Raw genomic sequence first — 26,612 nt, forward strand, 5'->3', positions numbered from 1 at the left:
TTTTATTTTCACGCCATTGCCCCCCGCGAAATAAATTCGTCAACCGCGGCACTGCGCAATGACTATGCTGACAACGTTGCAAGGCGGGCTCAGGGTACTAGGGAAGGTCTATGGACGCTGGCAGTGACGCACAGACAAAGGCACAAGACGCCTCGGACCAGCCCCCAGGGCGGGCCAACCGACGGATCCTGATTGTCGATGACAGCCCGGCAATCCATGAGGATTTCCACAAGATCCTGGCGCCGCGCCAGGCCCCGGACCTGAGCCTGGCCGAGCAACAGTTGTTCGGCCACGCCACGATGCCAGCGCAGCAAGCGCCCTTCTGCCTCGACTCGGCGTTCCAGGGCCAAGAGGCCCTGGCCCGGGTCGAAGCGTCCCTGGCCCTGGGCCTGCCCTATGCCATGGCGTTCATCGACATGCGCATGCCCCCCGGCTGGGATGGCCTGGAAACCATCGAGCGCTTGTGGAACGCCGACCCGGACCTGCAGATCGCCCTGTGCACCGCCTATTCCGACTATTCCTGGGAAGCCATGGCGCAACGCCTGGCATTCGGCGACCAGTTGCTGATCCTGAAAAAGCCCTTCGACAGCCTGGAAATCCGCCAGATGGCCAGCGCGCTGACCTGGAAGTGGCAGATGGCACAGGACGCCCGGCAGAAACTCGACGACCTGCAACAGACCATCGAAAGACGGGTGGCCGAACTGCTCAAGGTCTCCCACCTGCTGCACTACGACGTGCTCACCGGCCTGCCCTCCAGCACCTTGCTGGGAGACCGCCTGGGCCAGGCCATGGCGCGGGCCCGCCGTTATGAGCAGCGGCTGGCGGTGATGTTCTTCGGCCTGGACCGGTTCAAGCGGATCAACCATGCCCTGGGATACCCGGCCGGGGACGAGTTGCTCAAGAGAATCGCCCGGCGCCTGGAACAAGGCATGCGCGAGTCGGACTCGCTGTTTCGCTACGGCTCCGACGAGTTCGTGGTGGTGCTCCATGACCAGCAGCATCCGGCGCAGATACGCGCGCTTGCGCAAAAGCTGCTGGCCACCGTGAGCCAGTTCGATGACATCGCCGGGCACGACCTGCAGGTGACGGCCAGCCTGGGCATCAGCCTGTACCCCGAGGATGGCCAGGATGCCCTGGCGCTGATCAAGAAAGCCGAGATGGCCATGCGCACCAGCAAGGAGCAGGCACCGGGCAGCTACTGTTTCTTCACCGATGACATGACGCACCGGGCCCGGGAGCAGCAATACCTGGAGTCGGGGATTCTCCAGGCCCTGGAACGCCGGGAGTTCCACCTGCATTACCAGCCGAAAATACACCTGGCCTCGGGCAATGTGGTAGGCGCTGAAGCGCTGATTCGCTGGCAACGCCCGCAACAGGGCTGGATCAGCCCCGAGCTGTTCATTCCAGTGGCCGAAGACAGCGGCTTGATCACCCGCATCAGCCAATGGGTCCTGGGGGAAGCCACTCGCCAGTGCCGGGCCTGGCAGAACGCCGGCCTGCCCCCTGTGCCGTTGTCCATCAACCTGTCGGCGGCTGACTTCAGGCAGCCGCAACTGCTCCAGCAACTGCGCGACGCGCTCAGCGACAACGCCCTGGACCCGGCCTGGCTGGAACTGGAAATCACCGAAGGCGTACTGCTGCAGAACGTCGAGGTCACGCTGGCTACCCTGCTGGCGATCAAGGCCCTGGGCGTGCGCCTGGCCGTCGATGATTTCGGTACCGGCTATTCGAGCCTGAGCTACCTGCGCAAGTTTCCCGTGGATGTGCTCAAGATCGACCAATCCTTCATCCACGGCCTGAGCCACGAACACAAGGACGCCGTACTGGTCAGCGCCATCATCAACCTGGGGCGCAGCCTGAACCTGAAGGTCATCGCCGAAGGGGTGGAGACGCACCAGCAACTGACCTTTCTCCAGCAGCAAGGCTGCGAGGAAGCCCAGGGCTACTACTTCAGCAAGGCGCTGCCCGCCGAAGACTTCGCTCGCCTGCTGGGCAAGCACAGGCCGCAGTTCCAGGTGACGGACCATGACCACTGACCAACCGCGCCAGCCGCCGCGCCGCCGCGCACGGGTACTGCTCCTGCTGCTCTGGGCAGGGCTGGGCGCCACCAGCCCGAGCGCTTTCGCCGCGCCCCTGGACGAACCGCTCAAGCCGTTGCCCGCACCGCCGGCACTCGACCCGCAGCGGGTCGAGCTCGGGCGCCAGCTGTTCAACGAACCGCGCCTGTCCCAGGACCACAGCCTGTCCTGTGCCAGCTGCCACCGGCTGGACCAGGGCGGGGCCGACTCCCAGGCAAAATCGCCGGGTTTCAAGGGGCAACCCACCCGGGTCAACACCCCCAGCGTGTTCAATGCCGCGCTGAATTTCCGGCAGTTCTGGGACGGGCGCGTCGAATCCCTGGAAGCGCAGATCGACAGCGTCGTGCAAAGCCCCAGCGAGATGGGCAACACCTGGCCGGCGCTGATCCGCACCTTGAGCGATGACAGCGCCTACCAGAAGTCCTTCGGTGCCCTGTACCCGGACGGCATCACCGCAGCCAACGTGCAAAATGCCCTGGCCACCTATGAAAAGACCTTGCTCAGCGCCAACTCGCGGTTCGACCAGTACCTGCAAGGCAATACCGACATCCTCAGCCTGGAAGAAAAATACGGTTACCAGCGCTTCAAGGATTACGGCTGCATCGCCTGCCACCAGGGGGTCAATATTGGCGGCAACATGTTTCAGAAGTTCGGCGTGATGGGCGACTACTTCGCTGCCCGGGGCAACCCCACCGACGCCGACCTGGGGCGCTTCCTGGTCACCGGCGACGAACAGGACCGCAACGTGTTCAAGGTGCCCAGCCTGCGCAATGTCGCAGTGACTGCGCCCTACTTCCATGACGGTTCGGCGCCGACCCTGGAGCAGGCAGTGGAAGTCATGTTCAAGTATCAGCTGGGGCGCCCGCCCAATACCCAGGACATCAGCCTGATCGTCAAGTTTCTCAAGACCCTGACCGGCGAATGGCAGGGCAAGCCCTTATGAAGCTGTCCCGACGCGTGCCGATCATGCTGCTGTCGCTACTGACCCTGAGCCTGGTGCTGGGGCTGGCCTTTCTCTACTTCAAGACGGTGATCGGCCAGCCCTCGAACTACGTACTGGCGCGGGACCTGATCAGCCATATCAAGCAGTTGAATGCCCAATGGGAAACCGAGGTGCTCAAGGCTCGGATCGCCATTACCCACGACTACGATCCACTGGTCATGCCGGTGCAAGAGATCAACCAGCTGTGGAACCGCTTCGATCAGCTTTCACAACAGAACCACAATGACCCGGCCGCCTGGACGGCCGGCCACCAGGCGTTCATCGAGGCCTTCCAGGAAAAGGCCGGCCTGGTGGAGCGTTTCAAGACCCACAACGCGGTGCTGCGCAACTCCCTGGCGTTCCTGCCCACTGCCGAAGACGATATCCAGCGCCGCCTGGCCGGCCTTGACGACCAGGCGCGGCTGTCAGAGCAGACCATTGCCATCGATACCTATGACCTGCTGCTCAGCAGCCTGGAGTTCGCCCAGGTTTCCAGCGACGACCGGGCCGCAGACATCCTGGTGGGGCTGAACAAACTGGCGGTCAACAAGGAGCGCCTGCCCGAACCCATGCATGAGCCGGTGGAGATCCTCAGCAACCACGTCTCGGTGATTCTGCGGGAGCAGCCGGTGGTCAACGACCTGCTGGAGCGCATCACCTCGATCCCCATCGCCCAGCGCCTGGACGACATCACCCATCTGCTCAACGCCGATCAGTTGCAGGCCGATCTGCAGGACCAGAAGGCCCACCAGTACCTGCTGCTCTTTGCCGCCTTGCTGGTGATACTGATTCTCTACCTGGCCGTCAGGCTGGTACGCAGCTACGCGGTCATCCGCCGGGTGAACACGGCCCTGCAGAGCGCCAACGAGCATCTGGAACACCGGGTCGAGGAACGCACCCGGGAGCTCAAGGAAGCCCAGAGCGAACTCATGGACAGCGCCCGCCAGGCGGGCATGGCGGAAATTGCGACCAACGTCCTGCACAACGTCGGCAACGTGCTCAACAGCGTGAATATCTGCAGCGAAATGCTCAGCCGCACCCTGCGCTCCAGCAGGGCACAAGGGCTGGGCAAGGCCATGCAGTTGATCAACCAGCACCAGGATGACCTGGGGCGTTTTTTCACCGAAGACGACAAAGGCAAGCTGCTCCCCGGCTACCTCAATCAATTGGTCGAAGCCATAGCCACCGAACAGCAGGGCATGGGCGAAGAACTGGCTCAGTTGGCCCGCAGCGTCGACCACATCAAGGAAATCGTCGCCACCCAGCAATCCTATGCCGGAGCCTCACGACTGATAGAACCCCTGCGGGTCGCCGAGCTGATCGAAGACGCCCTGCGCATGAACTCCGGCGCCCTGGCCCGGCATCAGGTCACGGTGGTCAAGGACTATGGCCCGTTGCCTCCGGTGATGGGCGACAAGCACCGCATGCTGCTGATCCTGATCAACCTGATCAGCAACGCCAAGTACGCCATGTCCAACCTCGATGATCATTCGCGGACCCTGACCCTGAGCGCCAGCGTGCTGGACGGCCAGACCCTGAGCATCAGCGTCAAGGATGAAGGCGAAGGCATCCCCGCGGAGAACCTGACGCGGATTTTTTCCCACGGCTTCACCACCCGCAAGGACGGCCACGGCTTCGGCTTGCATAGCTGCGCCCTGGCGGCCATGGAGATGGGTGGACAATTGAATGTGCACAGTGATGGCCCCGGCCTGGGCGCCACCTTCACTCTGGACATCCCGCTGATCAGCGCAGAGGACCCATGATGGACCAGTTGAACAATCGCCGGATCCTGCTGATCGACGATACCCCGTCGATCCACGAGGACTTTCGCAAGATCCTCACCCCGCCCGAGGCAGACGACAACGGCCTGGATGACCTGGAGGCACAGCTGTTCGGCGCCACGACCAAGCCCCGGCAACAGCCTTTTGAACTGGATTCGGCCTACGGCGGCGAGGAAGGCCTGGCCATGGTCTGCCAGGCCCAGGAGCGGCAGCGTCCCTATGCCCTGGCGTTTGTCGACATGCGCATGCCCCAGGGCTGGGACGGCGCGCAGACCATCGAACGCCTCTGGCAACAGGACCCGCGGCTACAGGTGGTGGTGTGCACCGCCTACTCCGACTATTCCTGGGAAGAGCTGCTGGAGCGCCTGCAGGGTCATCACCGCCTGCTGATCCTGAAGAAGCCCTTTGACAACATCGAAGTCCAGCAGATGGCCAACACCCTGACCAGCAAGTGGGAAATGACCGCCCGCGCGCTTTTGCAAATGCATCACCTGGAGCACCTGGTGCAGCAGCGCACCGAAGACCTGAGGCAGGCCGGGGCGGCGCTGCAACTGGAGATCGACGAACGCAAGCAGTTGGAAAACCAGCTGGTGCAATCGGAAAAACTGGCCTCCCTCGGGCAACTGGCCGCCGGGGTCGCCCACGAAATCAACAACCCCATCGGTTTCGTGTCCTCCAACCTCGGCAGCCTGGCAGGCTACCTGCAGCAGCTCGACCAGATGCTCAGCGCCTATCGCCAGGCCGAAGAAGCCATCGCCGCGCCGGAACTGCGCAAGCACCTGCAGAGCCTGCGCGAGAGCATCGACCTGGACTTCCTCCAGCAGGACATTCCGGTACTGATCAGGGAGTCCAAGGAAGGCATCGGCCGGGTGGCGCAGATCGTCAAGGACCTGAAGAACTTCTCCCGGGTCGACAGCGACCAGCAATGGCAGCTGGCGAGCCTGCAACAGGGCATCGACTCGACCCTGAACATTGTTGCCAACGAACTCAAGTACAAGGCCGACCTGGTCACCGACTACCAGCCGTTGCCGGAAATCGAATGCCTGCCCTCCCAACTCAATCAAGTGGTGATGAACCTGGTGGTCAACGCGGCGCAGGCCATAGGCCCCGAGCGCGGCACCATTACCCTGCGCAACGGCGTGGACGGCGAGCGGGTCTGGCTGGAGGTCAGCGACAGCGGCTGCGGCATCGACCAGGAGCACCTGGCCAAGATCTTCGACCCCTTCTTCACCACCAAGCCGGTGGGCCAGGGGACCGGCCTGGGCCTGTCGCTGTCCTACGGCATCGTCAAGAAGCACGGCGGGCAGATCAGCGTGCAGAGCCAGCCCGGCGTCGGCAGCACCTTTCGCGTGGAACTGCCGATCCGGCAGGCGCGTCAGGAGTTGCCCGCACAACCCTAGCCAAACCGCCCCCCTACCGCTAAGGCCTGGCACAGGAGCTGTCCATGAACCGCCCCGACGATTCGATCAAGCTCGGCAAGCAAGCCCGCAAGGACTGCCCCCGCAGCTCCCATTCCGATCCCGGGCAGATCAAGCGCGACCCCTTGCCGTTGATCGAGGCCTCCAGCCAGGGCCGGGTCCAGTCCCTGGTGGCACTGCGCTACGGGCGCATGCTGGTGTCGCCCTTCACCTTCTACCGTGGCAACGCCCTGCTCCAGGCCCACGACCTGGCCAGCACCCCGGACATGGGCCTGCGCTCGACCATCTGTGGCGACTGCCACCTGATGAACTTCGGCGGCTTTGCCACCCCCGAGCGCAACCTGCTGTTCAGCGTCAACGACTTCGACGAGGTCCATCCCGGCCCCTGGGAGTGGGACCTCAAGCGCCTGGTGGCGAGCTTCCTGATTGCCGCCCGGCACCTGCGCCACGGCCCGGGGGTCGAAGAGGCCCTGTGCCGCGAACTGGTGGGCGCCTATCAGCGCAGCATGGCCACCTGCGCCGGGCAAAGCGCACTGGAGATCTGGTACGACGCCCTGACCTACGAAGACCTGCTGCACCAGGCGCGCTCCAACAGCGACACCCTGGAGCATGTGCAACGGGCCATCGACAAGGCCGCCCGGCGCACCCATGCCGAGCTCCTGCCCAAGATCAGCGAACGCGACGCCCGGGGCCGCCTGCTGATTCGCGACGACCTGCCGGAAATCTTCCACCTGCACAACACCACCAGCCTGCTGGACCCCGACGATGACTGGATGCGCCTGGAAGACTGGCGGCCGCTGTACGACACCTTCATGCGCGACTACCGCGGCACCCTGCAGGCCGACCGCCGCGACCTGCTGGCACGGTTCCAGCCCAGCGACCTGGCCTTCAAGGTGGTGGGGGTTGGCAGCGTCGGCACCCGCTGCCTGGTGGCGCTGCTCACCGACGCCCAGCAGCGGCCACTGTTCCTGCAATTCAAGGAAGCCCGGCGCTCGGTGCTCGCCGACTATGTGCGCGAACGTTCAAAGCCAAGGCACAACGGCCAGCGGGTGGTGGAAGGCCAGCGCCTGATGCAGTCCGCCAGCGATCTGTTCCTGGGCTGGACCACCGGCCCCAACGGCCGTCATTTCTATGTGCGCCAACTGCGCGACATGAAGGTCTCGGCGGAACTTGAGACCTTCGACGAGGACACCTTCGCCGCCTATGCCAGGATCTGCGGCCGGGCCTTGGCCCGGGCCCACGCCAAGGCTTCGGGCCAGGCCGCGCGGATCAGCGGCTACATCGGCAAGAGCGAAACCCTGGCCGAAGCCCTGTGGCACTACGCCCAGGCCTATGCCACGCAGAACGAACGGGATTTCGAGCGTTTCCAGCAGGCCTGCCGCAAAGGCCGCCTGCAAGCGCGCTCGGAGGCCGACTTCGCCGCCGACCACCTGCCCTGAAACACAGGCTCAGGTGATCGGGCGCGAGGCCCGGGCGGCTTCGCCATAGAGCTTCAGCAGGGCCTCCTGGTCCAGCGGCGGGCTCAGGTGCGGGCCCTGCACCTCATCGCACTGAATGTCGCGCAAGACCCCGAACTGCTCTGCGGCCTGCACCCCCTCGGCGACCACCCGCAAGGACAATGCATGCCCCAGGTCGACAATCGCCTCGACAATGGAGCGCCCGGCATCGTTGTGGTTGAGCCGGGCGATGAAGCTGCTGTCGATCTTCAGGCCATCCAGGGGGAAGGTCTGCAGGTACTGCAGCGCCGAGTAGCCGGTGCCGAAATCGTCGATCAGCAACTGCACCCCCAGCGCCTTGAGCCCCTGCATGATGGTGAGCACGTGGCGGCTGTCGTCCAGCAGCACCTTGTCGGTCATTTCCAGCTCCAGGCGTGACGGCTCCAGGCCGCTCTGCTTGAGCACCGCCGCGATCCGCGCCACCAGCTGGCCGCGCAGGAATTCCGCCGGCGACAGCTTGACCGCCAGCAGTCGGCCTTCCGGCCAGGCTCGCGCCGCACGACAGGCTGCGTGCAGTACCCAGTTGCTCAGCGGCAGGATCAACCCGGTGTCCTCGGCAATCGGCACGAACACGTCCGGCCCCAGCAAGCCATGCTGGGGATGCTGCCAGCGCACCAGGGCCTCGGCGCCCATCAACTGGCCATCGAGCACGCGGTAGCGCGGCTGGAAATGCAGGAGCAGCTGGTCCTGCTCGATGGCATGGCGCAGGTCACGCTCCAGGCGCCGCCGTTCGATGATCCGCACATTCATGTAGGGCGCATAGAAACGCCAGGTGCTGCGCCCCGCCGCTTTCGCCTCGTACAGGGCGATGTCGGCAAAGCGCAGCAGTTCTTCGGCCTGGGAGGCGTCGCCCGGGGCCGGGCAATGCCGATGCTGGCGCTGATGAAGACCTCGTGCCCGGCGATATAGAACGGTTCCTCGATCCGCTCGATCAGCCGCCGGCACAAGCCTTCGATCTCGTGGCCAGCCACCTGGCCGGTGACCACCAGGACAAACTCGTCGCCGCCGACCCGGGCCACCAGGTCCTCGCTGCGCAGGCATTGGGCCAGGCGCTGGGACACCTCGTGCAGCACCTGGTCGCCAGCGGCGTGCCCCAGCAGGTCGTTCACCGGTTTGAAACGGTCCAGGTCGACGCTGAGCATCAGCAGCGGTTCCTGCAGGGTCGGCGGGGCCTGCAGCCGGCCTTCGAGAAACTCCTGCATGCGGGTGCGGTTGGCAAGGCCGGTCAAGGCATCGTGCTGGGACAGGTACTCGACCCGCCTTCGAGCCGCGACCTCCTCGGTGATATCACTGGCGGTGCCGCGAAAGCCCCCGGCGGCCATGGCCCGCACCGACAGGCGACAGACTCGCGACTGCCCCTGGCCATCCCGGTACAGGCACTGCTGGATCGCCTGGGAACGCCGCTCCGGGGCCGCCAGCCACTGGCCCAGCGAACCCTGTTCGCAGCTCAGCAGCTCGGTCATCGGCCGCCCCAGGGTCGACTCCCGGGTCAACCCGGTGACCGCCTCGAAACGTTCGGACAGGTAGGTAAAGCACAGCTGCCCGTCGACTTCCCAGATCCAGTCGGACGCAGCTTCAGCCACATCGCGAAAGCGCTCCTCGCTCGCGGCCAGGGCCCAGCGGTTGGCGCGCAGCGCCTGGACCTGCCGGTCCATGACCTGCGCTGCAGCATCGGCGCGGCGCAACAGGAACACCGCCATCAGGCCCACCAGCAGGCCGGCCAGCAGCAACAGCGGCATCACCAGCACCAGCAACTGGTGCCCGGGGCGCGCCGGCCGCCATTGCAGGGTTCCGGCGCCGTCGGGCAAGTCCAGGGTCGGCAAGCTCTGGTCCGTGGCGGCACGGGCCACCTGCAGATGCTCGATGTCCAGGCCTTGGCCCAGGGCCAGTAACCGCGGCGGGTCGAAACGGGCGACGAAGATCAGCACCGACTGCGGCCCGGCATCAGGGCGCACTTGCGGGTCGTTGCCCGGGCCTATGACAGCGGCGAGCACCAGCGCCGGGGTGCCGGCAATCGACTGGTAACGGTCCACCACCTTGCCGCCGGCCTCGCGCGCTGCGCTGACCAGGGGCGGCAACGCCTCGCCCAGCCAGTCGCGGGCATCCATCTCGCTGAGGTCGCCGGCCACCAGGGAGTACACGGTGTGGCCGGCCGGGTTGATCACGAACACCCCGTCAAAGCCCAGGTCGCGGTACAGCGTGGGGCCGAAATTCTGCCGGTTGAAGGCCCAGTCCAGGTCGACCTTAAGGTGCAGGTGCTGGTAGGCATCGCCCCAGAGGGCGTAGTCCTTGAGGGTGGTGCGGGCATTGCCGGCAAAGGATTGCAGGGCCTTGTCGATGTCCAGGCGGTTGTGCTGCTCGGCCTCGAGGTTCTGGTCGAGGGCGATGTATACCAGCAACACACCGGTGAAGAGAAACAGCGCCAGCAGCAGCCCCGAGCAACCCAGCAAGGTGGCGCGGGTCAGCGCCTGATTGGAGGTGCTGCGCCCTTGAGACGGATCAAGACCGAAGTTTTCCATAGTGCTCCAGGCGCCATAACGACAAACCGACCGGTGCGACCCTGCCTCACGCGGCCTTCGACGAAGCTCCCGCTTGCCTATTGACGATAGACAGTTTTTCCCCGCAGGGCCTGAAGAAAAGCCCCTGGCGGGGCCTGTGCGGGTATTCCCCCGGCGCCGATTGCCGGCGCCGGGGCATCCTGGAGCGGCGCGTCAGCCAGTACCGCCGGGCACCACCGGCAGTTGCTCCACCCGGTGATAGAGGGCCAGGCCCAGGCGCTGGCCGATCTCGACCATGGCATCGCAGCCCGCCGACGGCCCGCCGATGCGCAGCACCGCATCGCAGCGTTCCAGCAGGCGCTCGGCATAGGCATGAAAGCGCTGGTTGTAGATCTCGTCGCCCACCGCCCGGGAACCCGCCAGCCGGGTCATGGGCAACGCCACCCATTCCCCCAGTACCGGAAAGTGCCCCGCCGCCAGGACCTGCGCCGCGCAGTGCTCCATGGCCTCGACATTGCGCGCCAGCAGCGCCGGGTCATCGTCGGTACCAGAGCGATAAGGGCCGGCCACCAGCACCATCAGGCTGCGGGGCTTGAGCACATGCAGTTGCAGGTATTGCAGGAGCATGATGGTCTTGCCATCGGCGATCTCCCCGCTCTTGATCATGCCCAGGGCCTGGTCGATATCCAGTTCCAGGACCTCGATGTCCTCGCCCTCGTGCTCCAGCCCGCCGCCTGCGTCGATCCGGTCTTCGGCCTGGTAATGGCCAATGAAGAAATGCACCCGCTCGGTCACCGAACCCGGGCTCATGAAGGCATCGAAGACCTTCTGCACCTCGCCGACCCGGTAGCCGGTTTCCTCCTGGGCTTCCTGGCGGATGCGCACCTCGGGGCTGGCGTTGTCCAGGAGCCCGGCAGCGGTCTCGATCAGGTAGCCGCTGTGGCCGTTGACGAAGGCCGGCATGCGGAACTGCCGGGTCAGCAGCACCGTGCGCCGTTGCAGGTTGTACAGCAGGATGGTTGCGCCATTGCCCCGGTCGTAGACCTCGCGGTCCTGGGCCTGCCAGCTGCCGTCGCGGCGGCGCAGCTCGAAGCTGTACTTCTTCAGCACGTACCAGTTGTCGGAGAGGGTCTGTTCGGCGGTGATGCGGATGGTTTCCTCGCTCATGGCTGCTCCTGGGCGTGAAGGGGTGCGGGGCGAAACCCGGCCAGTTGTTCCAGCAATTGCGCCTGGTAGGCCGGGGCCAGGGCGAACCCGCCCGCCGCCTGCCGCAGCTGGCCGCCTGCCAGGCGGTTACGGAACCAGTCGCGGATGAAGTCCGGGGCGTAGCCGCCGGTGCCGAAGCCCCTGGCGAAGGCGATCATGTCCTGATAGACCTGCAGGTACGCCTCTTTGTCGGGGACCGGGTAGCGATTCTGGTACAGCCAGAACTGCAGGTCATAGAGCAGTTGCGACAGTGGATCGGCATGCAGGGCGAAGTAGCGCTTCTCATGGACGATGCGCAAGGCGATCTGGCGGATCAGCGGCCCCAGGTCGGGGACTGCGCTGAAATGGCCGAGCAGTTCCTCCAGCAGGGGCGAGAACGGCGCGTGGGCGACCTTGTCCAGATCATCCAGGTAATCCTGTTCCGAGGTGTCGTAGACCTCGGGCGACACCAGCCCGCGGACAAAGGCCTCGAAATCCGCTGCCAGCACTGTCACCGCGTAGTCGGCCTCCTGGTCCACATGCACCACCCGCGGCTCGCCCTCGGGCCCGCACTCGCTGTAGTCCAGGGCAACCATGTCATGGCCGGCGGAGGGGCAATCGCAGATGTACACCCCCAGGTCCGGGTAGCCCCACTCCTCGATCATGAAACGGCTGCCCAGGCCACCGCCCAGGGAATAGTCGCCATCGCAGCCGATGCTCAGAAAGCTGTCGATCGCGCAGTGGTCCTCGGCCCAGGAGGTGCCCTGCTCGGTGGGGAAACAGCTGAGGTGCGGGCGCCCGCCGTTGTAGCGGTTCATGAAGGCCACGTAGGACAGCGGCAGGCGATAGCCCAGTTGCGCCTGCAACTGGGCTATGACGCCAGGGCTGGCGGGGGGCTGGTTGATCTTGCTGCTGGTGGCCCGGTCCCAGAACGCGTCCAGGTCGATATCGTGGGGAAATTCGCTCATCCGATGCATCCGTTGCGGTTGAAGGTCGGCCGGTGCCGAAAGCTGCACAGGCTACCGCAAACGGCCCTCAGAACCACCAGCGCAGGAGGAAAAAGAACCCCATGCTCAACAGCATGCTGAGCAGGGTGTTGCGGGTGTAGATCACCAGCGCAATGGCCACCAGGGAGCTGAGCAGGTAGGGGTTGCTCCAGTGCAGGTTCAGCTCGTGGTCGGGCATGAACACGATGGGGCCGCAGATCGCCGTGAGCATGCCCGGCACCGCAAAGCCGAGGAACTGCCGGGCATTGCTGCTCAAGCGCAACGGCAGGCGCGGTTCAAGAAACACGTAGCGATTGAGAAAGACCAACAGGCCCATGCCGAAGATGACTGCCCAGACCATCATGCTTGCCCCCAATAGAGTTTGTTGCAGACAAAACCTGCGGTCATGCCCGCCAGCCCCGACAGCACCAGCGCCGATCCCCAGTGCCAGTAGCTGAACAGCACTGAGCAGAACAGCGATACGGCAACGCAGACCACCGTCGGCACATTGCGCACCAGTGGCGTGATCAGGGCGATGAAGGTGGCGGCGATGGAGAAGTCCAGGCCCAGGTGCTCAAGGCCAGGAATGCTCTTGCCCAGCACGATGCCCAGCAGGGTGAAGAGGTTCCAGACCACATAGAAAGTCAGCCCGACGCCCAGGGCGTACCAGCGGTCGAACTGCTGCTTGTCGTGGGCGCTGGTCAAGGCGAACAGCTCGTCGGTGAGCAGAAAGCCCAGGCCCACCCGCCAGCGGCCGGGCAAGGGTGAAATCACCGAGCGCATGCTCATGCCGTAGAGCAAATGCTGGGAGGTCAGGAGCAAGGTGGTGAGCAGGATCGAGAAGATCCCCGCCCCGCCCTTGAGCATGCCGATGGCCACCAATTGCGCGGCACCGGCGAAAACGATGCTCGACAGGCCCTGGCCCTGCAGCGGCGTGAGATTGGCCTCGATGGCCATGGAACCGGCCAGCAGCCCCCAGGGCGCGGTGGCCAGGGACAGCGGCATGATGGCGATGGCGCCACGGATGAACGCGGCACGGGGTAGGAGAACGCTGGACATAAAACCCTGCACACAAGTAACGGACGCTGACTGTGCCATCTGCCGGCGCCCCTGGCTTGAACGATCTTGCGCAATTGCCCCGCCCTCGTAGGAGCTGGCTTGCCAGCGAAGGCGTCTCCAAGACCAGCACAAGACCTGCGGGCCTCTTCGCCAGCAAGCTGGCTCCTACGGGAAATAGGGGGATGCAAACGACAGCGCCCCTCACGAGGGAGGGGCGCTGGCTGATGCTACGAGCGGATTACAGCTGGATCAGGTTGCTGATCTTCACGTCCGGATCGACGTCGGCTTCGTAGTCGACACCTTCGATCTCGAAACCGAACAGGCGCAGGAACTCTTGCTTGTAACCGACGAAATCGGTCATCTCGTAGAGGTTCTCGCTGGTCACCTGGTCCCACAGCTGCTTGACCCGGTCCTGGACCGCCGGTTGCAGTTCCTTGTAGTCGGCACGCAGGCGGCCTTCCTGGTCGATCACCGGCTCGCTGTTGTACAGGCTGTCCTTGTACAGGCCGTAGACCTGTTCGATGCAACCTTCGTGGCTGCCCTGCTCCTTCATCACCTTGAACAGCAGCGACAGGTACAGCGGCATGATCGGGATCGCCGAGCTGGCCTGGGTCACTACGGCCTTGAGCACCGACACCCGGGCGTCGCCGCCCAGGCCGGCCAGTTGCTGGCGCATGCCGATGACTTTCTGGTCCAGGTCCTTCTTGGCTTCGCCAATGGAACCGTTCCAGTAGATGTCGTGGGTCAGCTTCTCGCCCAGGTAGGTGAAGGCGGTGGTCTTGGCGCCTTCGGCCAGGACACCGGCTTCGTGCAGCGCGTCGATCCACATCTGCCAGTCTTCGCCGCCCATCACCGCCACGGTGCCGTCGATCTCTTCCTGGGTCGCCGGCTGCAGGGTGGTTTCCTTGACGATTTCCTTGTCGGTGTCGACACCGCGCAGGGTCACGGACTTGCCCAGTGGCTTGAGGGTCGAGCTCAGCACTTCACCGGTCTTGGGGTGGGTGCGGCGCGGTGCGGCCAGGCTGTAGACCACCAGGTCGATCTTGCCCAGGTCGCGCTTGATGGTCTCGATGGTCTCGGCCTTGACCGCATCGGAGAAGGCATCGCCGTTGATGCTCTTGGCGTACAGGCCCTTTTCTTCGGCGAACTTGTGGAACGCCGCGGTGTTGTACCAGCCGGCGGTGCCCAGCTTGCCGTCAACGCTGCCGCGCTCGAAGAACACCCCGAGGGTGTTGGCGCCACAGCCGAACGCTGCGGTGATCCGCGCTGCCAGGCCGTAGCCGGTGGAAGCGCCGAGTACCAGTACGTTCTTCGGCCCTGCGTCGATGGCGCCCTGCTGGGTGACGTAATCGATCTGTTGCTTGACGTTGGCTTCACAGCCGACCGGGTGGGTCGTCACACAGATAAAGCCGCGAACGCGGGGTTTGATGACCATACATACTCTCCCAATTTCAAAGTGCCAGGCGCCGATGACGGCGGCGGCAGTGTCACTTGCACTAGTCGTAGACGCTCATATTCGCTTCGCGTCACCAACCTGAGGAATTTGCCCGTCAGGCCCCGGTTCCAGGGGGCACGGCGGTGGTGTTGCGCGCCCGCCAAGCGCGATTGCGCACAGCCCGGGGCGAGACTCTAGCAGGTGCGCCGACGCTGTTGCCTGTCCGTCCGGCGAAATCTCTTGCGCGCCCTGCCCCTGGCCGCTCGCCGCGCCGGCTCAGGGCATCATGTCCAGCGGCAGCTGCTTGTCCTTGCTGCGCGCTTCATACCAGCTCTGCACCACATCCGGCAGGCTGTGCTTCCACTCAGGCTCGGTGGTGTAGTAACGCACCCGCACTTCATCCTTGGGCCCTGCCACCACCAACAGCGCGACCCACAACTGGCCCTGGGTACCGCGCACGAAAATCGCCGCATTGGTGGTGGCCAGGCCCGGCAGCCACATATCGGTGACCTCGGCGCCCTTGAGTTCGGCCGAGGTATCCGCGGAGAACGACGAGCCACTGTCGAGCAGGGTCTGATAGTCCTTCTTCAGCAGTTTCCGGGCGCGCCGGTCTTCTTCCTCGGTGCGCACCAGCGCCGTGGACAGCAGGTCGTAATGGCTCTCCAGGGCTTGCTTGGAAGCCACATAGAGCCCGTCGTAATACACCCCTGAACCGGCGCCGCAGGCAAAGGAGTCGCCCTCCTGGCTCACCTGCAACAGGCCGTTGCGCTGCGTGAAGCGCAGGTTGCAGCCCTCGACGCTGTAGCTGGCCTCACCGCCCTTGATCTGCGCCTTGCCCGCGAGCGAACCGGAGTTGGCGCCGCCCATGGCCGACAGATCGAAGCTCAGGCGATTCTCGCCAGTGCGCCGGATCACCAGATCACCGGTGTAGAACGGGCTGACCGAGACCCGCTGCCAGGTTCCCTGCCACTCGAACGGCACATTCACATAACGCAACGCGACCAGGCGGCTCAGGTATTTGCTGCGCAGGCAACCCAGGTCGGCTGCGCACTGATCCCGCTCCTTGAGCCATTCACGCTGGTCCAGGCGCAGCGCCTTGGGGTCCTTGGCCTTGGCCAGGGTCGCCTTCCAGGCCTTGCCCAGCTGGCTGTCCAGCGAGGCGGTATAGGGGTCGGCACACAGGGCCTTTTCACTGCTGCTGGCGGCCTTGGCGCAGTCGAAACTGCTGGCCTGCACGCCCTGGGAACAGGCCAGGACCGCGAACAGCAAGCCAGTGGCTCGCAAGGGACGAACAAGGGGAGCGAACATGGGTCGATTCCATTCTGAAAAGGCGGCGCAAGAATAACTGCAGTGGAGTGTTTTCAGCGACATCCCGACGAAAAAAGCCCCCGGGCAACCCCCTCTGAAGCCTGGCACGGAGCCGGCAGCTTTTATCGCGACAGGCGGCAACCAGTCGTACTAAGCTCTGCGTTTTCAAACTCCAAGGGCACTGCATGAAATGGATGCTGCAGGCACTGTTGCCGCTATTGAGCCTTGCGGCCCACGCTGGCGAGTTGCGCATGCTGACCGACAACCACCCGCCGCTGCACTTCCAGCAGGGCGAGCGGATGGTGGGGTTTGGTGTCGATGTGGTACAGGCCCTGGCGCAGCGCAGCGGCGACACGGTGAACGTGCAACTGCGGCCGATGCTGCGGGCCCTGCGCGATGCCGGAAGCGATGACGACACGGCGGTGTTCACCATACTGCGCACCGCCGAGCGCGAGTCGCGCTACCAGTGGGTAGGCCCGCTGATGCGCACCGAAACCGCCCTCTATACCCGCAATGGCGACAGCACGCCGGTCACCGACCTGCACCAGACCCGGGGCCAGATTGCCGTGCCGCGCAAATGGCTGGTCTACAGCTACCTCAAGCAGCAGGGGCTGGACAACCTGTGGGGCGTCGACAGCCCGGAAATCATGATGCGCCTGCTGCAGGTCGGCCGCGTGCAATACGTGGTGGCCGACACCATGAGCGTCGGCACCTTCGCCGCCGAAGAGGGCCTGGCCCTCGACCAGTTGCGCTACCAGATGGCACTGATGCACCAGGACGCCTACATCGCCTTTTCGCCCAAGGTCGATGCGGCCCAGGTGGCCCGCTGGCAGCAGGCCCTGGACGGCATGAAGCGCGATGGCAGCCTGCAGCAGCTCAAGCAACGCTGGCATATCGACCAGGCCCGATACCGCTCGACAAAGGATTGAATCGCCAAGGATGCCAAGACCCTGGAGGCCAGCTGGATCACCGAAAAACAGCACGACCTGGACAGCCTGCAGACCACCCCGGGTTCCAACGCCACCAGGCGCCTGCGCAACCTGGCGCTACCCGCCGAGCAACAGGCCGAAGTTCTTGCGCTGCTCGACTGCGACCTCAGTGACCAGTTCTACACCTTGCTGCTGGGCCTGGACGGCGCGGCCAGAGTTGGCGGCCTGCAGCATGATTTCGTCCTGTACAACGAAGCCGGCCAGGCCCTCACCGGCAGCGGCGAACTGAAGGCCGAAGCCTACGCCCAGCTGCATGAACCGCCGGCCTGAGCCGCCTCAGGCTTTACCTCGCCGACCTCAAGGCCCCCTGCCGAGCCTTACCCCTACCCGCTCCATCTTGCCCATCTCATTGACGGCTATCATGAAGCAGGCTTTTGCCTGATCCCTCGATAGGGCAAGCGGGCAAATCCAAGCCTCACCTCATCCGGGGAAACAACATGAGCCAATACGTTGCGACCAAACAGGAAGTCAAAGACCGCGGTGCGCCACCGGACAGCTTTTTGGACCAATTGGTTGTATGGGGCAAAAATGCCGACCCAGCCATTTTTGCGCCCAACGAGCGAAACGATATCTACTCGAAGAGTTACGCGGCGCTAGGCCCCTGGACAAGCCCCTTGCATCGCAAGGCGGTAATGCTGGAAGTCTTGAGGGTACTGGCTGGGTTTGAGAGTTCCTGGAACTGGAATGAAGGGATCGACACGACCAATGAAGAGTCCGCTACGCCTTGTACAGAAGAAGCAGGAATACTTCAGTGTTCAGGAAACTCGATGCACTTCGATCCGAGTCTAAGAGACCTTCTGCTGTCAGTCGCAGGTGACGATAGTTGCCGAACCTTCATCACCACCAGTAAGACAAACCACAGCTTTGCCATTGAATATTGCGCACGGCTATTGAGATTCACCACTGAACACCATGGCCCCGTCCGCGATAACAAGATCAATCGGTTTTTAAGCCGAGAGGCTGTTGCAGAGTTTCTGACCTTGCTCTAACGCCCAGCTCGCTCACAGAGACTGAGGCTTGCCAGGCAGACTTCAGTCTCTGAACTTCAACGTCACGAACCAGTAGTAATGCCGATCGCTCAGGTAGCCATCCGGCGATAACTCCAGTGTCTTGAGCGTTACGCTGTCTTCCACATTTGCTCCGATTACATCAACCTCGCCAGGTCTGACCGCCACCACTATGTCGGCATGACTGTTATATCTATCATTCAGATCGAAACGGCTTCTGGCCGTTTTCCATTTTTGCTCGACGGAAGACAGATCCCCTTCATCAAAACGCGCGTAGGCGATCAAATCCCCCGCTTTCGGCTGTCCCCCCGGGGCATCCACCGGCACGCCCCAGAACAGGTCCGGCTGTTGTTGTTTCCCGGCCCGAATGAAACGCCTCAGGTAAGTGTGGTGAGCCACGATAAAAGGCCATTGCTGGTGGTTGAATCCGGCCTTGCGCATGAGCGCGGTGATGCCCACTGCGGACCAGGCCCACTTATCCTCGGCAATGTTCCTGCGAGAGGGAGCCTCCTTTCCCATTTCGGCGCAGTACTGCTCAATCACATAATCTGCCCACAGGTCTTCATCATCGACATGGGCAATTTGTCGTTCACCGGTAATACGATTGAAACGTGAATATCCCCAAGTTGCCCATTCTTCATAGGCGGCATTGACGATGTCCTGGCGAGTGACAGACATGGCAACTTCCTTGCTGATCGAGATTGGAAAGACTGCGTAGGTTCAATTCTGCTTCCCGCTCAAGTCTAGACATCTTTCATTGGTTGATTGGCGGGCAAAGCCATTTTTACAGTTGATCAGCAGCCGTTTGCCATCTTGTACTAACGCAGACCTGAACTACGCTCACGCCTCAACCCTAATGGCAAAACGCGACTTAGAGAGAGCGTATGAAATATCTATGTCTGCCGATCATTTTGCTTAGCGGCTGCGCCTACGGTCCTATGCAGGCTCAATGGCCAACCCCGCCCAATAAGCTAGCCCTTCCCTTTACACCAGTACCGACCAAGCTTGCCGAAATATCCAGCGTGAACTCGGAACTGACCAAGCTCATCGATAGTGCGGTAAAAGAAGGAACAAATGCTGACAAGCGTGACTGGAGTAGCGGCGACATGACCAGTGCCGGAGCCCTGCTGGCTGGAGCAGGCGGCCTGGCGGGCAAAACGGCCATGACCAATTATGGCGCGGGCCTAGCCGTACTCGGGCTGGGCTCATCGACCCGCTATCAATTCTCCCGACAGGAAGCCGCCTATGCCGAGGCCGTGAAGTCTTTTGCCTGCATCAAAAACGTCCTCAACAGCTTGTCGGATAAACAGCAGAACTGGGCCATCGTCGAAGCGCCAGCCAAGCAGAAGGCCAGTGCAGCAACTGCAGCCACCGACGCCATTCACTACATAGAACTCAGCCGGCAGCACCTCATTGCAACGTTGGGCAGCATTGCCTCAGTGCCTTTGACCCAGGAACAGATACTCGGGTGGGCCAGCCGCAAAGCGACCGCAATGGACGATCAACAGAAACTCTCATTCGCCCCGACCCCCAATGGCAAAGCCTTTATGAGCAGCCAGGCAACCGAAGACATTTCCTCAACAGAGCAAGTGCAGGCGGTACAGGTGCTGACTAGTTTCAAGGTTGATCTTGAAGGGTGCTACAACCAACTGATCCACTCTGGCGCCTAAGGCGCCTGACAGGCTCGACGGTCACCAGCAGATGACTCGAACAGAGGCTATCACTGAAGCGATGAGCTTGAGTTTTGATTATCATGTGCGCCGCCGGCCTTTAACCATCCCCTTCGGAGCCACGATGCCCACCCCCAAGGACCTTGCCAGTGACAGCGGCGCACCGATGATTCCCGAACAGCGCCGTGAGCAGATCCTGCGCCAGTTGCGCAAGCACCAGGTGCTCAGCGTGCATCAGTTGATGGAGATGTTCGACTGCTCGCACATGACCGTGCGCCGGGATATCGCCCTGCTGGAGCAGGAAGGCCGCGCCCACTCGGTAACCGGCGGGGTGCGCATCGCCAGCCAGTTGCACAGCGAGCCCAGCCATCAGTCCAAGGCCGTGGTGGAGCTGCCGCAGAAGCAGGCCATGGCCAAGCTGGCGGCGAGCCTGCTGCACGCGGACATGACCGTGTACCTGGACGCCGGCACCAGCACCCTGGAAATCGTGCCCTACATCAAGGCGCTGTCGGGGATGACCGTGGTGACCAACGATTTCGGCGTGGCCCAGGCCCTGATGGACGCGCCCCAGGTCACGGTGATCCATACCGGCGGGCAATTGGACCACTCCAACCACTCCTGTGTCGGCGGGCTGGCGGTGGCCACCCTGCGCCAGGTGGTGACCGACGTGGCCTTTATCTCCACCAGTTCCTGGGACCTGCGCCGGGGCATCACCACGCCATCGGCGCTGAAGGTCGAGGTCAAGCAGGTGGCGATGCAGTCGGCGACCCAGGTGGTGCTGGTGGCCAGCAGCTCCAAGTACGGCACCTTCAGCATGTACAAGATCGCCGGGCTGGAACAGTTCGACATCATCATCAGCGACGCCGCACTGGCCCCTGCGGCGGCGGACGGGATCCGCAAGCACGGTGTGGAACTGCTGCTGCCGGCACAATCCTGAGCCAGCGGTAGCCCCCGTCCACAGCAGCCCGTGGCGCAGGACTTGCTCCCGGGCCACGAAGACACCGCAGTAGCCGCTAGCGGTTTTTTTCAGTCTCGGCCATGAACTGCCCCAGTTCGCGGGCGTAGAACCGGGCCATGCCGGTGGTGCCGTGGCCACGGGTTTCGGCACTGGCGGGAATCAGCAGCAGACGGGCATTTTTCACCTGTTTGAGCGCCGCTTGCAGGGTGCCGGTTTCCGGCGGGTTGCGCTCATCGTCCGCGGCGTTGATCACCAGCACCGGCGCCTGGATCCTGCCCAGCCCCGGCATGGCGTTGTAGTCCGCCGAGGACTGCCACTGGTAGATGAAATCATTGGCATCGGCGCCCTGGCTGGCCTTGAGGCGCTCCTGCACCAGCTGGTCAGCCTGGGCCCGGGTCGGCGCCAGGGCCTGATAGGCCAGGGTGCCGCCGCTGGTGCCGGTGGCGAACAGCGCGTTGGCCAGGCGCAGCGACGGCGGCTGTTGCCGGTAGTTGCCCTGCTCCCAGGCCGGGTCCTGCTTGATCGACTCCACCAGCAGGCGGCGCATCATCCAGTTGCGCGAAGACATTTCCCCCGGCTGGGAGGCCATGGGCACCAGGGCGTCCATCATCTGCGGCCACTTCTGGCCCCAGATCCAGGCCTGCATGCCGCCCATGGAATTGCCGATGATCAGCCGCAGGTGCTTGACCCCCAGCCCTTCGGTCAGCAGCCGGTACTGGGCCTGGACCATGTCCTCGTAGTTGTACTGGGGGAACCGCGCCCGCAGGCCGTCCGAAGGCTTGCTCGACTGGCCGACGCCGATGCCGTCGGTGGCGATGATGTAGTACTTGCTGGCATCCAGGGGTTGCCCGGGGCCGAACAGTTCACCGCCAAAATCCTTGCTCAACAGGTCGCTGGCCGGCCGATAGGTGCCATGCAGATAGAGGATCGCCGGGTGCTTGGGGTCCCCCAGGGTGATGTAGTGCAGCTTCAGGTTGGCCAGCTGCTCACCGTTGTGGAAGGTGAATTGCGGGGCCACCCAATCCCCCTCGGTGGCCGGCGGCAAGCTCGCGGCCGCGGCCAGGGACATACCGCCCAGGGACAAAATCAGGCCGAGCGCGGCCCGGCAGGCAAAACGCTGCATGGGAAAACTCCTGTGTTTATCGCTACGTATCATCGCGAGCCGTTCGCGGCCTTCGCATCATCTGTGGCCGCTGCCGCAGGCTGCGCAAGGCACCGCAGGGGCCTCGACGGCCGGGGAGTCGCTGCGAGCCTGCGGCTCGTTCGCAGCCTGCGGCAGCGGCTACATAAAGCGATGCGCGAAGCCCCCCCCAGGGCCTGCGCGACGCTCCCCAGATACCTTTTGCTTCGCAACCTGCAGTGGCGGCTACACCGCCGAGCCTTAGCGCGCCTGCCAGTCCCGCAGCCACTGCAGGCCGGCGGAGGTGTTGCCGCGCGGGCGGTATTCACAACCGACCCAGCCGTCGTAGCCAAGGTCGTCCATCAGCTGGAACAGGTAGGGATAGTTCAGTTCCCCCAGGTCCGGCTCGTGACGATCCGGCACCCCGGCGATCTGGATGTGGCCGATCCCGGCCAGGTCGCGGCGCAGTTTCACCGCCAGGTCGCCTTCGACGATCTGGCAGTGATAGCAGTCGAACTGCACCTTGAGGTTGGCCGCGCCGACTTCCTTGCAGATGGCCTGGGCCTGGTCCTGGCGGTTGAGGAAGAACCCCGGCATGTCCCGGGTGTTGATCGGCTCCAGCAGCACCGTGACCCCGACCTTGGCCGCCTGGGCCGTGGCGTGGGCCAGGTTCTCCAGGTAGACGCCGTGGTGCCGCGGGCGATCGTTCTCGGACGGCAGCAGGCCGGCCATCACGTGGACCCGCGAGTTGCCCAGCACCGCGGCGTATTCCAGGGCCTTGTCGAAACCCTGGCGGAATTCCTGCTCGCGCCCGGGCAGGGAAACGATGCCCCGCTCCCCCGCCGCCCAGTCGCCGGGCGGAGCGTTGAACAAGGCCTGTTGCAGGCCGTGGTCGTCCAGGCGCTGTTTCAGCTCCTGGGGGCTGTAGTCGTAGGGAAACAGATATTCCACGGCCGTGAAGCCGTCGGCCGCCGCGGCGGCGAAACGTTCGAGAAAGTCATGTTCCGGGTAGAGCATGCTGAGGTTGGCAGCAAAACGAGGCATGGGAACTCCTGGGACAAAGGGTCAGACAAATGGCCAGATCAGCAGGGTAATACAGAACCCCAAGGTGCCGAGCAAGGTGGTGATCACGGTCCAGGTACGCAGGCCGTCCGCGACGTTGAGGCCGGCCAGCTTGGTGAAGATCCAGTACCCGGCGTCATTGATATGGGACATGGCCAGCCCGCCACCGCCCATGGCCAGGCACAGCAGGGCCATGTGGTTGGGGCTCAGGTTGAGGGTGGCGATCAGCGGCGCGATGATCCCGGCGGTGGTCACCAGGGCCACGGTAGTGGAGCCCTGCACCGCACGCAGCAGCATGGTCAGCAGAAAACCCAGGGCCAGCACCGGCAGGCCGGTGGTGCGCAGCAGGTCGGAGACCACCGCGCCGATCCCGGTATCCACCAGCACCTTGCCGAACACCCCCCCGGCCCCGGCGATCAGGATCACCATGGCCACCCCGGGCAGCGCCGAGCCGATCACGTCGGACACCTGGCTGCGGCTCCAGCCGCGGCGCGAGCCCAGCAGCCAGGCACACAGCAAGGTGTCCAGCAGCAGCGCCACCAGCGGCGCGCCAAGTACGGTCAGCACCCCGCGCAGGGTGGACTCCAGGGGCAGCAAGGAAGTAGCCAGGGTGCCCAGCAGGATCAGCACGATGGGCAGCAGGATCAGGCTGACGATCAGGCCGAACCCCGGTGGCGGCGCCGGCGGCAGTTTCGCCGCCAGGCTGCCGGTGGATTCTTCCAGGCCCATGTGCGCCACAGCGGCCACCGCCTGGGGGCTGGCAGGCTGCTCGGAACCGTTGTTCCAGGCGGCGAGGTCTTCATTGGTGACGTGCGGGCCGTAGACTTCGGCGCGGATGTCATCGGTCATCGGGTAGTTGCGCCGGGTCATGCGCCCTGCCACGCGGTAGCCCACGTAGCACAGCAGCGCGGTCAGCGGCAGGCCGAACATCAGCACCCGGCCCAGGTCCGCGCCCAGCTGGCTGGCCGCGGCCACCGCTCCAGGGTGCGGCGGCAGGAAGGCGTGCACGGTGAGCAGCGCGGCGCACATCGGCAAGGCGAACACCAGCAGCGGCTTGCGCGCACTGCGGGCCAAGCCATAGGCCAGGGGCATGAGGATGATCACCCCGACCTCGAAGAACACCGGCACGCCGATGATGAATCCGGCCATGGTCAGCGCCAGGGGCGTGCGCCGGTTGCCGAAGCGCTCGATCAGGGTCTTGGCCAGCGCCTCGGCGCCGCCGGAAAGCTCGATGATGCGGCCGATCATCGCGCCCAGGGCGATGATGATGGCGATGTGGCCGAGGGTCTTGCCCATGCCGCCCTCGATGGTGGCCACCAGCTCCGCCGGTTTCACTCCGGCCACCAGCGCCACCAGGATGCTTACCAGCATCAGCGCGACAAAGGGCTGGAACTTGTACTTGAGCACCAGGAACAGCAACAGGGCGATACCGGCCCCGGCGGTGATCATCAGAATCAGCGGGCTCATTGCACAAGCCCTCCACCCAGTGGCTGGCAGGGGTGCTGGTGGTGCGGGAACCCGTAAAGCAAATGCAGTCATTCATCTCGGGAAATCCTGTTGTTATTGTTTTTCAACGGCAAGCCGCTCCCCGCGAAAGCCTCATGAAGGCTTCCGTGGACTGGCGTGCATGAAACGCTGGCAGTGTCGCGGGCTTACCAGGTGGCGCCGAAAGCGTCCCGCAGCTCATCCAGGGCGGCCTGATCCAGAGGTGCCGGGCGCGGCTGGCTCATCAGCCACAGGCGCGCGGTTTCCTCCAGCTCTTCCAGGGCGTAGCTGGCCTTGGACACACTGCTTTCCCAGACCACCGGGCCCAGGCGTTCGAGCATCACCCCACGCACCTGGTTGGCCAGTTGCGCCACCTGCTCGGCGACCTTGGGCGAACCCGGGCGCTGGTAGCCGATCAGCGGGATGTGCCCGACCTTCATCACCTGGTACGGGGTCAGCGGCGGCAGGATGTCGTCCTCGCGCCAGACCCCGGCCAGGGTCAAGGCCACCAGGTGGGTGGAATGGGTATGCACCACCCCGCCCACCCCGGGATTGCGGTCATACACCTGGCGATGCAGGGCCAGGGTCTTGGACGGTTTGTCGCCGCTGACCCACTCCCCCGCCAGGTTGACCTTGGCGATGGCTGCAGGGTCGAGCCGGCCCAGGCAGATGTCGGTGGGGGTGATCAGCCAGCCATCATCGAGCCGCGCACTGATGTTGCCGGCGCTGCCCACGGTGTAGCCGCGCTGATAGAGGCTGCGGCCGACATCACAGATTTCTTCGCGCAGAGCGTTTTCCCGGCTCATGCCTGACCTCCCGCCAGTTGACCCAGGGCCTTGCTGAAAAAGTCGCGACCACCGAAGTTGCCGGACTTCAGCGCCAGGGCCAGGGGCTCGCCGCCACTGCTGACGGTGGCCGGGACCCCGGGATCGATCTGCGCGCCGATCTGCAGCAGGCGCACGTCCAGGGCCTTGACCACGGCGCCGGAGGTTTCCCCGCCAGCCACCACAAAGCGCCGCACGCCGCTGTCGCGCAGGCCCCGGGCGATCTCGCCCAGGGCATTCTCCACCAGCGCTCCGGCACGTTCGGCACCGAGCTGACGCTGCACCGCCTTGACCTCTTCCGGCGTGCTGGTGGCGTAGATCAGCACCGTGCCCTGCTGCTCCCGGGCAAAGGCCAGGGCCTGTTCCACCACCGCCTCGCCGGCCGCCAGGGCCAGCGGGTCGATGCGCCAGGCCGGGCGCTCGGCTTCCAGCCAGGCATCGACCTGAGCATTGGTGGCCAGGGAGGCACTGCCGGCCAGCACCACTTCGCCACCGGCTACCTTGGGCAGGCTTGCAGCGTCGAGGTCGCGCAGCTTGCCGGCGCGACGGAAGTTTTCCGGCAGGCCCAGGGCCAGCCCGGAACCGCCAGTGAGCAGCGGCAGGTCGGCGCAGGCGGCGCCGAGGGTATAGAGGTCGGCATCGGACAGCGCGTCGGCAATCGCCAGGGCAACACCCTGCCCGCGCAGTTCGGCGATCCTGCTGCGCACCGCCTCCACGCCCTGGGCGATGCTGTCGTAGCGCAGCAGGCCCACCGGCAGCCGGGTCTGGGATTGCAGGACCCGCACCAGGTTGGCATCGGTCATCGGCGTCAGCGGGTGATGCTGCATGCCCGATTCGCTGAGCAACTGGTCCTGGACGAACAGGTGGCCACGGAAAATGGTCCGGCCGTTCTCCGGGAACGCCGGGCAGGCCAGGGTGAAATCGCTGCCCAGGGCCTCGAGCAAGGCCTCGCTGACCTGACCGATGTTGCCCGCCGCGGTGGAATCGAAGGTCGAGCAGTATTTGAAGAAGATCTGCTCGCAGCCCTGGTCCCGCAGCCATTGCAGGGCGGCCAGGGATTCGGCCACTGCTTCGCTGGCCGCAGTGGTGCGCGACTTCAGCGCGATCACCACGGCGTCGGCGTCCAGCCCGGCAGCCACTTCAGCGCTGGGAATGCCGATGCTCTGCACAGTGCGCATGCCACCGCGAACCAGCATGTTGGCCAGGTCCGTGGCCCCGGTGAAATCGTCGGCGATGCAGCCCAGCAACGGGCGTGGATTGGAAATCGTCAT

Annotated in this window: 22 protein-coding genes and 1 pseudogene; 9 read left to right on the forward strand and 14 right to left on the reverse strand. The window is 64.4% G+C overall.

Translation table 11 applies throughout. From position 1 onward, the window contains the following. The first annotated feature begins 110 nt into the window (after positions 1–110). The 5 genes from KI242_RS17375 to KI242_RS17395 are packed head-to-tail and all read left to right on the forward strand — an operon-like array spanning position 111 to position 7,698. On the forward strand, positions 111–2,036 hold the full coding sequence (locus tag KI242_RS17375; protein ID WP_212805383.1) for a GGDEF and EAL domain-containing protein: 1,926 nt from the start codon (positions 111–113) through the stop codon (positions 2,034–2,036). Next, a complete protein-coding gene (locus tag KI242_RS17380) occupies positions 2,026–3,021 on the forward strand; it encodes a cytochrome c peroxidase (protein ID WP_011061608.1) in 996 nt (331 codons plus the stop codon). Before KI242_RS17375 ends, KI242_RS17380 begins: the two co-directional genes overlap by 11 nt. Further along, positions 3,018–4,823 (forward strand): DAHL domain-containing protein, encoded by a 1,806-nt coding sequence (locus KI242_RS17385; RefSeq protein ID WP_212805384.1) that lies wholly within the window; start codon positions 3,018–3,020, stop codon positions 4,821–4,823. Before KI242_RS17380 ends, KI242_RS17385 begins: the two co-directional genes overlap by 4 nt. Further along, positions 4,823–6,241, forward strand: coding sequence for an ATP-binding protein (locus KI242_RS17390; protein WP_015635842.1), 1,419 nt, complete (start codon positions 4,823–4,825; stop codon positions 6,239–6,241). Before KI242_RS17385 ends, KI242_RS17390 begins: the two co-directional genes overlap by 1 nt. 44 nt (positions 6,242–6,285) lie before the next feature. Further along, positions 6,286–7,698, forward strand: coding sequence for a DUF2252 domain-containing protein (locus tag KI242_RS17395; protein WP_011061611.1), 1,413 nt, complete (start codon positions 6,286–6,288; stop codon positions 7,696–7,698). Between the two features lie 9 nt (positions 7,699–7,707). On the opposite strand, the pseudogene KI242_RS17400 reads toward KI242_RS17395, so the two are convergent. The 7 genes and pseudogenes from KI242_RS17400 to KI242_RS17430 all read right to left on the reverse strand — a co-directional run bounded on the left by KI242_RS17400 (position 7,708) and on the right by KI242_RS17430 (position 16,226). Then, positions 7,708–10,274: pseudogene (locus KI242_RS17400) on the reverse strand (EAL domain-containing protein). A gap of 192 nt (positions 10,275–10,466) precedes the next feature. After that, positions 10,467–11,420, reverse strand: a complete 954-nt coding sequence (gene nudK / locus KI242_RS17405) for a GDP-mannose pyrophosphatase NudK (protein ID WP_011061613.1) — start codon at positions 11,418–11,420, stop codon at positions 10,467–10,469. After that, complete coding sequence (locus KI242_RS17410) at positions 11,417–12,406, reverse strand: SMI1/KNR4 family protein (protein WP_077934229.1); 990 nt, start codon at positions 12,404–12,406, stop codon at positions 11,417–11,419. The genes nudK and KI242_RS17410 overlap by 4 nt, the downstream gene beginning before the upstream one ends. Before the next feature lie 67 nt (positions 12,407–12,473). Continuing rightward, positions 12,474–12,785 (reverse strand): AzlD domain-containing protein, encoded by a 312-nt coding sequence (locus KI242_RS17415; protein ID WP_011061615.1) that lies wholly within the window; start codon positions 12,783–12,785, stop codon positions 12,474–12,476. After that, positions 12,785–13,483 (reverse strand): AzlC family ABC transporter permease, encoded by a 699-nt coding sequence (locus KI242_RS17420; protein ID WP_212805385.1) that lies wholly within the window; start codon positions 13,481–13,483, stop codon positions 12,785–12,787. Before KI242_RS17420 ends, KI242_RS17415 begins: the two co-directional genes overlap by 1 nt. Positions 13,484–13,721: 238 nt before the next feature. Further along, positions 13,722–14,918, reverse strand: a complete 1,197-nt coding sequence (gene fabV, locus KI242_RS17425) for an enoyl-ACP reductase FabV (protein ID WP_011061617.1) — start codon at positions 14,916–14,918, stop codon at positions 13,722–13,724. A gap of 276 nt (positions 14,919–15,194) precedes the next feature. Beyond that, positions 15,195–16,226: a lysozyme inhibitor LprI family protein gene (locus KI242_RS17430; RefSeq protein WP_041752293.1), complete on the reverse strand. Its 1,032-nt coding sequence runs from the start codon at positions 16,224–16,226 to the stop codon at positions 15,195–15,197. Between the two features lie 185 nt (positions 16,227–16,411). Between KI242_RS17430 and KI242_RS17435 the strand changes: the two genes are divergently transcribed. Next, positions 16,412–17,155: a transporter substrate-binding domain-containing protein gene (locus KI242_RS17435; RefSeq protein WP_212805386.1), complete on the forward strand. Its 744-nt coding sequence runs from the start codon at positions 16,412–16,414 to the stop codon at positions 17,153–17,155. Between the two features lie 117 nt (positions 17,156–17,272). On the opposite strand, the gene KI242_RS17440 is transcribed toward KI242_RS17435, so the two are convergent. Further along, positions 17,273–17,470 (reverse strand): hypothetical protein, encoded by a 198-nt coding sequence (locus KI242_RS17440; RefSeq protein WP_041752294.1) that lies wholly within the window; start codon positions 17,468–17,470, stop codon positions 17,273–17,275. 182 nt (positions 17,471–17,652) lie between these two features. Here KI242_RS17440 and KI242_RS17445 point away from each other — a divergent pair, with 182 nt between their 5' ends. Further along, entirely contained in the window at positions 17,653–18,204 is a 552-nt protein-coding gene (locus KI242_RS17445; RefSeq protein WP_041752758.1) for a hypothetical protein, read from the forward strand. 42 nt (positions 18,205–18,246) lie between these two features. On the opposite strand, the gene KI242_RS17450 is transcribed toward KI242_RS17445, so the two are convergent. Further along, on the reverse strand, positions 18,247–18,900 hold the full coding sequence (locus tag KI242_RS17450) for a DUF2272 domain-containing protein (RefSeq protein ID WP_015635851.1): 654 nt from the start codon (positions 18,898–18,900) through the stop codon (positions 18,247–18,249). A 206-nt stretch (positions 18,901–19,106) separates the two neighbouring features. On the opposite strand from KI242_RS17450, the gene KI242_RS17455 reads away from it, so the two are divergent. Both KI242_RS17455 and KI242_RS17460 read left to right on the forward strand, forming a co-directional pair. Next, positions 19,107–19,892 (forward strand): hypothetical protein, encoded by a 786-nt coding sequence (locus KI242_RS17455; RefSeq protein ID WP_015635852.1) that lies wholly within the window; start codon positions 19,107–19,109, stop codon positions 19,890–19,892. Positions 19,893–20,016: 124 nt separating this feature from the next. After that, entirely contained in the window at positions 20,017–20,829 is an 813-nt protein-coding gene (locus KI242_RS17460) for a DeoR/GlpR family DNA-binding transcription regulator (RefSeq protein WP_015635853.1), read from the forward strand. A 76-nt stretch (positions 20,830–20,905) separates the two neighbouring features. On the opposite strand, the gene KI242_RS17465 is transcribed toward KI242_RS17460, so the two are convergent. The 5 genes from KI242_RS17465 to otnK form a co-directional block, all read right to left on the reverse strand. Further along, entirely contained in the window at positions 20,906–21,973 is a 1,068-nt protein-coding gene (locus tag KI242_RS17465; protein WP_053158897.1) for an alpha/beta fold hydrolase, read from the reverse strand. Between the two features lie 258 nt (positions 21,974–22,231). Then, positions 22,232–23,014, reverse strand: a complete 783-nt coding sequence (otnI, locus tag KI242_RS17470) for a 2-oxo-tetronate isomerase (protein ID WP_011061624.1) — start codon at positions 23,012–23,014, stop codon at positions 22,232–22,234. Positions 23,015–23,035: 21 nt separating this feature from the next. Next, positions 23,036–24,499 (reverse strand): SLC13 family permease, encoded by a 1,464-nt coding sequence (locus KI242_RS17475; RefSeq protein ID WP_212805387.1) that lies wholly within the window; start codon positions 24,497–24,499, stop codon positions 23,036–23,038. A gap of 185 nt (positions 24,500–24,684) precedes the next feature. Further along, complete coding sequence (locus tag KI242_RS17480) at positions 24,685–25,323, reverse strand: aldolase (protein WP_011061626.1); 639 nt, start codon at positions 25,321–25,323, stop codon at positions 24,685–24,687. Beyond that, on the reverse strand, positions 25,320–26,612 hold the full coding sequence (gene otnK / locus KI242_RS17485; protein WP_011061627.1) for a 3-oxo-tetronate kinase: 1,293 nt from the start codon (positions 26,610–26,612) through the stop codon (positions 25,320–25,322). Before otnK ends, KI242_RS17480 begins: the two co-directional genes overlap by 4 nt.

Source organism: Pseudomonas sp. Eqa60 (assembly GCF_018326405.1).
GTDB lineage: Bacteria > Pseudomonadota > Gammaproteobacteria > Pseudomonadales > Pseudomonadaceae > Aquipseudomonas > Aquipseudomonas protegens.

Bases quoted from the DNA above. Each gene is read 5' to 3' on its own strand.
- KI242_RS17375 (WP_212805383.1), top strand. From the start codon at position 111: ATGGACGCTGGCAGTGACGCACAGACAAAGGCACAAGACGCCTCGGAC.
- KI242_RS17380 (WP_011061608.1), top strand. From the start codon at position 2,026: ATGACCACTGACCAACCGCGCCAGCCGCCGCGCCGCCGCGCACGGGTA.
- KI242_RS17385 (WP_212805384.1), top strand. From the start codon at position 3,018: ATGAAGCTGTCCCGACGCGTGCCGATCATGCTGCTGTCGCTACTGACC.
- KI242_RS17390 (WP_015635842.1), top strand. From the start codon at position 4,823: ATGGACCAGTTGAACAATCGCCGGATCCTGCTGATCGACGATACCCCG.
- KI242_RS17395 (WP_011061611.1), top strand. From the start codon at position 6,286: ATGAACCGCCCCGACGATTCGATCAAGCTCGGCAAGCAAGCCCGCAAG.
- nudK (WP_011061613.1), bottom strand. From the start codon at position 11,420: ATGAGCGAGGAAACCATCCGCATCACCGCCGAACAGACCCTCTCCGAC.
- KI242_RS17410 (WP_077934229.1), bottom strand. From the start codon at position 12,406: ATGAGCGAATTTCCCCACGATATCGACCTGGACGCGTTCTGGGACCGG.
- KI242_RS17415 (WP_011061615.1), bottom strand. From the start codon at position 12,785: ATGGTCTGGGCAGTCATCTTCGGCATGGGCCTGTTGGTCTTTCTCAAT.
- KI242_RS17420 (WP_212805385.1), bottom strand. From the start codon at position 13,483: ATGTCCAGCGTTCTCCTACCCCGTGCCGCGTTCATCCGTGGCGCCATC.
- fabV (WP_011061617.1), bottom strand. From the start codon at position 14,918: ATGGTCATCAAACCCCGCGTTCGCGGCTTTATCTGTGTGACGACCCAC.
- KI242_RS17430 (WP_041752293.1), bottom strand. From the start codon at position 16,226: ATGTTCGCTCCCCTTGTTCGTCCCTTGCGAGCCACTGGCTTGCTGTTC.
- KI242_RS17435 (WP_212805386.1), top strand. From the start codon at position 16,412: ATGAAATGGATGCTGCAGGCACTGTTGCCGCTATTGAGCCTTGCGGCC.
- KI242_RS17440 (WP_041752294.1), bottom strand. From the start codon at position 17,470: ATGCAGCTGGGCGTAGGCTTCGGCCTTCAGTTCGCCGCTGCCGGTGAG.
- KI242_RS17445 (WP_041752758.1), top strand. From the start codon at position 17,653: ATGAGCCAATACGTTGCGACCAAACAGGAAGTCAAAGACCGCGGTGCG.
- KI242_RS17450 (WP_015635851.1), bottom strand. From the start codon at position 18,900: ATGTCTGTCACTCGCCAGGACATCGTCAATGCCGCCTATGAAGAATGG.
- KI242_RS17455 (WP_015635852.1), top strand. From the start codon at position 19,107: ATGAAATATCTATGTCTGCCGATCATTTTGCTTAGCGGCTGCGCCTAC.
- KI242_RS17460 (WP_015635853.1), top strand. From the start codon at position 20,017: ATGCCCACCCCCAAGGACCTTGCCAGTGACAGCGGCGCACCGATGATT.
- KI242_RS17465 (WP_053158897.1), bottom strand. From the start codon at position 21,973: ATGCAGCGTTTTGCCTGCCGGGCCGCGCTCGGCCTGATTTTGTCCCTG.
- otnI (WP_011061624.1), bottom strand. From the start codon at position 23,014: ATGCCTCGTTTTGCTGCCAACCTCAGCATGCTCTACCCGGAACATGAC.
- KI242_RS17475 (WP_212805387.1), bottom strand. From the start codon at position 24,499: ATGAGCCCGCTGATTCTGATGATCACCGCCGGGGCCGGTATCGCCCTG.
- KI242_RS17480 (WP_011061626.1), bottom strand. From the start codon at position 25,323: ATGAGCCGGGAAAACGCTCTGCGCGAAGAAATCTGTGATGTCGGCCGC.
- otnK (WP_011061627.1), bottom strand. From the start codon at position 26,612: ATGACGATTTCCAATCCACGCCCGTTGCTGGGCTGCATCGCCGACGAT.